The organism is Rhizobium sp. BK619, assembly GCF_014195245.1.
Classification (GTDB): domain Bacteria; phylum Pseudomonadota; class Alphaproteobacteria; order Rhizobiales; family Rhizobiaceae; genus Rhizobium; species Rhizobium acidisoli.
In genome coordinates this window covers 2,146-3,407 of record NZ_JACIBH010000032.1, presented here as the reverse complement: position 1 = coordinate 3,407, position 1,262 = coordinate 2,146, and the positions used below count along the sequence as shown (strand labels likewise).

Sequence of the window (1,262 nt, the reverse complement as noted above, 5' to 3'; positions counted from 1 at the left end):
TCGGTGCCGGCCCGCACCGACGTTCCCGACACCGACTTCGACGCCTGCGGCAAGAAGGGCATCGCCGATCTGAAGGCGGCCAATGAAGGCGGCACGCTGTTCGGTTCGCTGGCCCAGGGCTACGGCGCCCCTCCGGCCATCGCCAATGCCTATAAGGACGTGGTCTCGAAGTTCGTCCACGGCCAGATCAAGAGCTCCGACGAAGCCGTCAAGCAGCTCGTCCAGGCGATCGACGACGCCCGCTGAGATCTTGGTTGATGCACACGCTTCCCCGCGCATGTCGCGGGGAGGCTTCAGGCTCCGCGACGATTATTGCCGAGCCGATCCTGCGGGAAGGGAGATGACATTCATGAGCACAGTTGCGACCACCGATCCGGTTCTGACGCCGGCGCAATCGACGGCGATCTCGCTGCGCGGCCGGCTGCAGGATGCGCTGCCGAAGATCGTGCTGGCGCCGAGCTTCGTCATCACGCTGGTCTTCGTCTACGGCTTCATCGTCTGGACGGCCTATCTGTCGTTCACCAATTCCAAGACCTTTCCGTCTTATGCGCTGACCGGGGCGCGCGCCTATCAGCGGCTGTGGCGCTGGACCTTCGAGAGCGATCCGCCATCCTCCTGGTATACTTCGATCACCAACATGGCGATCTTCGGCTTCCTCTATGTCGGCATCTGCCTGGCCCTCGGTCTGTTCCTGGCGATCCTGCTCGACCAGAAGATTCGCGGCGAGGGGATTTTGCGGCCGATCTTCCTCTATCCGATGGCGCTCTCCTTCATCGTCACCGGGGTTGCCTGGAAATGGTTCCTCGATCCCGGCCTCGGGCTGGAGCAGACGCTGCATCACTTCGGCTGGACGAGCTTCCACTTCGACTGGATCAAGAACAAGGACTTCGTCATCTATACCGTCGTCATCGCCGGCGTGTGGCAGGCGTCGGGCTTCGTCATGGCGATGTTCCTGGCCGGCCTTCGCGGCATCGACGGCGAGATCATGAAGGCGGCGCAGATCGACGGCGCTTCCCCCTTGCAGCTCTATCGGCGCATCGTCATTCCGCTGCTGCGGCCGATCTTCCTGTCGGCCTTCATCGTGCTCGCCCATATGGCGATCAAGTCTTACGATCTGGTGGTGGCGCTGACCTCGGGCGGGCCTGGCGGCTCGGCCTGGCTGCCGTCCAACTTCATGTATGAATACACCTTCAAGCGCAACGAGATGGCCGTCGGCTCGGCCAGCGCCATCATCATGCTGATGACCATCTCGGCGATCATTG

1 protein-coding gene and 1 pseudogene are annotated in these 1,262 nt (G+C 62.5%); both read left to right on the top strand.

All coding sequences use genetic code 11. From position 1 onward, the window contains the following. Positions 1-246: pseudogene (locus tag FHX14_RS32685) on the top strand (sugar ABC transporter substrate-binding protein); the annotation flags it as partial. A 103-nt stretch (positions 247-349) separates the two neighbouring features. Beyond that, the coding region (locus tag FHX14_RS32680) for a sugar ABC transporter permease (RefSeq protein WP_184381260.1) at positions 350-1,262 on the top strand (913 nt) is incomplete at its 3' end.